At 57.3% G+C, this 3,134-nt stretch carries 6 protein-coding genes; 4 read left to right on the top strand and 2 right to left on the bottom strand.

Annotated elements, in window-relative coordinates:
- The first annotated feature begins 312 nt into the window (after positions 1 to 312).
- Positions 313 to 855 (top strand): putative ABC transporter permease, encoded by a 543-nt coding sequence (locus Q0K43_RS10785; RefSeq protein WP_297290530.1) that lies wholly within the window; start codon positions 313 to 315, stop codon positions 853 to 855.
- Positions 856 to 899: 44 nt separating this feature from the next.
- On the opposite strand, the gene Q0K43_RS10790 is transcribed toward Q0K43_RS10785, so the two are convergent.
- Positions 900 to 1,112, bottom strand: coding sequence for a hypothetical protein (locus Q0K43_RS10790; protein ID WP_087187718.1), 213 nt, complete (start codon positions 1,110 to 1,112; stop codon positions 900 to 902).
- Positions 1,113 to 1,238: 126 nt separating this feature from the next.
- Between Q0K43_RS10790 and Q0K43_RS10795 the strand changes: the two genes are divergently transcribed.
- The 3 genes from Q0K43_RS10795 (at position 1,239) to Q0K43_RS10805 (ending at position 2,881) form a co-directional block, all read left to right on the top strand.
- Positions 1,239 to 1,766, top strand: a complete 528-nt coding sequence (locus Q0K43_RS10795) for a gamma carbonic anhydrase family protein (RefSeq protein ID WP_297290531.1) — start codon at positions 1,239 to 1,241, stop codon at positions 1,764 to 1,766.
- Entirely contained in the window at positions 1,763 to 2,608 is an 846-nt protein-coding gene (locus tag Q0K43_RS10800; protein WP_297290532.1) for a hypothetical protein, read from the top strand. The genes Q0K43_RS10795 and Q0K43_RS10800 overlap by 4 nt, the downstream gene beginning before the upstream one ends.
- Positions 2,609 to 2,710: 102 nt before the next feature.
- On the top strand, positions 2,711 to 2,881 hold the full coding sequence (locus tag Q0K43_RS10805; protein ID WP_297290533.1) for a DUF1540 domain-containing protein: 171 nt from the start codon (positions 2,711 to 2,713) through the stop codon (positions 2,879 to 2,881).
- A gap of 64 nt (positions 2,882 to 2,945) precedes the next feature.
- Here Q0K43_RS10805 and Q0K43_RS10810 read toward each other — a convergent pair.
- On the bottom strand, positions 2,946 to 3,134 hold a 189-nt coding region (locus tag Q0K43_RS10810; protein WP_297290534.1), incomplete at its 5' end, for a 4Fe-4S binding protein.

Genomic DNA, 3,134 nt, shown 5'->3' on the forward strand with positions numbered 1-3,134 from the left:
CGGCAGGCGTCCATAAAATCGGCGGGGTGGTCCATAATATCACTGCACCGCTGGTACAGGGAATCCCACTCCGCCCTCGTCAGGTCTCCAAAGTCGATCAAATGCCGCATGACGCTTCATTTCCCCTTTTGAATTTTTTCTATCGTATCATATTTTCTCCTCTTCCGGCAAGAGCATAATGGACAAATTTCCTGCTTTTTTCCCTCTTCTCCTTGACATCTGTGCCGTTCAGTCTGCCCGGCTGTGTGCAAAGACTGACAGGTATCCTTCCCGCCGGTTATGTCCACACTAAAAAGCAAAGGAGGCGGGAGCATGTCACTGTTTTGGATCTTCCTGATCTACAGCTTTATTGGCTTTCTCATTGAGGTCTGTTATGCCCGCATGACCGGTGAGTCCAAGCGGGACCGGAAGTGCCGGCTATTTTTACCCATCTGTCCCGTCTATGGGCTTGGCGCGCTGGGCCTGCTTCTGCTGCCGGAGCAAATACAAGCAAACCCATTCCTGCTCTTTCCCGCCGCGGTGCTGGTGTGTACGGGGGCGGAACTTCTGGCCGGGCTTTTTTATGAAAAGGTCTTTTTGGTCTCCTTCTGGGACTACTCTCACCTTCCCCTCCATCTCGGGCGGCATGTCTGTCTCCGCTTTGCCCTGTATTGGGGAGCGTTGACCCTGGCGATCTATTATTTTCTCCACCCGGCTGTCGCCTGGCTGGCCGCCGCCATCCCAACCTGGGCGGCTCCGCCTGCTGCGGCGCTGCTCTGCACGGATACTATACTGACCACGCTGCTGCTGCGCCGTACCCGTGATACCGGCTCTCTGCGCTGGTATGCCCGGCTGTTCCGCCGCAGGACCGCATAAAAGAAGGCCTCTCGCCAGGCCATAGCCTGGCGAGAGGCCTTGGTTTACGCCCGTCTCAGGTCATTGAGGGTCTCGTCAATCTTTTTCTGGGATACGTAAGCCTGGGCCACAGAAAGGATCTGCTCCAGGGTGATGGAGCGGGCAGCCCCCAGGATGGGATGCTTGAACAGCATGGGAAAGCGGCGCTGAAGCACCGCCCGGCTGCCTGGATGGTCAAGCAGTTCCCCCACCGTGATTTGATTGCGTTTGAGTTCCATCGGCGTTCACCTCCGCCCTATTCTATGCGACTCCCGCCTAGATTTGACTTGCGGTTCCAGGTCGAATCAGGCTATAATAGAGTATCTGAGACAAATCACAGGCCAAACGAGGAGGGCGCATTTCCCATGATTCAGCCTTTTGATACAAGAACGCCCCGTATTCATCCGGAAGCAAGAATCGCCGCTAACGCTACCGTAGTGGGCGACGTTTGCATTGGCCGGGCCGCCAGCGTCTGGTACGGCGCGGTCCTGCGGGGCGACGAATGCTCCATCTGCCTGGGCGATGGCTCCAATATTCAGGACAACTGCGTCCTTCACAGCGATCCCGGCTTTCCTGCTGTGATCGGGCGGGATGTCACGGTGGGCCACGGCGCCATTCTCCACGGCTGTACGGTGGAGGACGGCTGTCTGATTGGTATGGGTGCCATTCTGCTCAACGGCTGTGTCATCGGAGCGGGCAGCCTGATTGCCGCCGGCGCGCTGGTCACCCAGAACACCGTGATCCCACCAGGTAGCCTGGTAATGGGCTCCCCAGCCAAGGCGGTGCGGCCCCTGCGCCCGGAGGAGCAGGAATCCCTGCCCCACTCCGCCCAGCTCTACCGGGAATTGTCCGCGGCCCAGCTCCCCGCCGCCGGTCAGGAGGTAACAACATGAAAAAAGAGCATCATCCCAAGGGGCAGCGCCGGCAGGCGCTGAAGGAGCAAGTGAAGGCCAAACCTGGCCTGACCGCCGTATACATCATTCTCCGTGCCCTGGTCATTTTCGCCATTGTCGCCCAATCCTTTAAGGGCAATTTTGAAAATGTGTTCCTGTGCGTCCTCACCTTGTTTCTCTTTACCCTGCCCAGCTTTCTGGAGCGCACCATCCGCATTGAGATTCCGGATACGCTGGAAGTCATTATCTTACTTTTCATCTTTGCCGCCGAGATCCTGGGTGAGATCCAGGCTTATTACATTCAGTATCCCTACTGGGACACCATGCTCCATACCCTCAACGGCTTTTTGTGCGCCGCCATCGGCTTCTCCCTGCTGGACATCCTCAACCGCAACGAGAAGCTGAAATTCAGTCTCTCTCCCGTCTATCTGGCGGTGGTGGCCTTCTGTTTCTCCATGACCATCGGTGTGCTGTGGGAATTTTTTGAGTTCTCCATGGATCAGCTTTTCCTGCTGGACATGCAGAAGGATACGATCGTCAATTCCATTGGCTCGGTCATGCTGGACCCTGCCGGCGGCAACCATCCCATTGCCATCAAGCACATCACCGACGTCATTGTGGTCACCGCTGACGGCGCCCAGCAGTCCCTGGGGCTGGGCGGCTATCTGGACATCGGTATCATCGACACCATGAAGGATCTGTTCGTCAACTTCATCGGCGCGGTGGTCTTTTCCTTCATTGGATTCTTTTATGTAAAAAACCGGGGCAAAGGCAAATTTGCACCCCAGTTCATCCCCACAGTAGTGGAGAACGAAAACGGGAACGGACAAAACGACGGCTGACAGGCGCTAACCCCGCGCAAAAATATTTGCGACAGGTCTGCATAACTTCCCTCCATACCGTTCATACTAGAAGCGTACCACGGTAACAAGGAGGAATTTGCGATGAACCAGACCCCTAACAACAGCATCAAGTGTTCCGTCACCAACTGCGCCCACCACTGCCAGGGTCAGAACTACTGCACCCTGAACGAGATCAAGGTGGGCTGCTGCGAGCCCAACGCCACCAAGTGCGCCTCCACCGAGTGCGCCTCCTTCCAGCTGGGCCAGCACTAAGCCTCCGGGCAACAAAAAAACAGGACCTGCTCTTGCAGGTCCTGTTTTTTGTGTCTGGAATGAATTACTCCTTGGGCTCGGCAGGGGCCTCGGCCTTGGGAGCCTCCGCCTTGGGGGCGGCAGCAGCAGGGGCAGCCTTGGGCGCCGCGGGCTTCACCTCGGGCACCTTGCCGTCCACGGTGATCAGCTTGCGGGGGCACTTCTGGGCGCAGATGCCGCAGCCGATGCACTTCTCGTAGTCGATGACGGCCAG

This window comes from uncultured Flavonifractor sp. (genome assembly GCF_944383115.1).
In the GTDB taxonomy this organism is placed as follows: domain Bacteria; phylum Bacillota; class Clostridia; order Oscillospirales; family Oscillospiraceae; genus Flavonifractor.